This window comes from Shewanella electrica (genome assembly GCF_022321485.1).
Taxonomy (GTDB): domain Bacteria; phylum Pseudomonadota; class Gammaproteobacteria; order Enterobacterales; family Shewanellaceae; genus Shewanella; species Shewanella electrica.
Map to the genome: position 1 here is coordinate 1 of NZ_JAKOGG010000321.1, position 268 is coordinate 268.

The following is a 268-nucleotide window of genomic DNA, read 5'->3' on the forward strand; positions in this document are numbered from 1 at the left end:
GGGCAGGAAACATTGGGCATATTACTCGAATTGTTAACAAACTTGTTCACCTGGCACATAATCGAAACCTCATACTGACATGTCTTCAGGAAAATAGTGAGTGGAATGAATGGCAAGCTTTAGTTCTTCAGGAGCGTAATGTAGTTGAGAATGTTCACCGTTGGGCTTGTGGACGTCCGACTGCTTTACAAGATAGGATGAGGGATAGTGATGATGATGACCTTCATGACAGGGACTATGATGTTGCAGCTCTAGCAAATAATTTGAG

The 268-nt window shown here is 42.5% G+C and carries 1 protein-coding gene; it reads left to right on the plus strand.

Annotation, left to right across the window (positions count from 1 at the left end; translation table 11 throughout):
• The coding region (locus L9G74_RS24200; RefSeq protein ID WP_238898652.1) for an SAPS family protein at positions 1-268 on the plus strand (268 nt) is incomplete at both ends.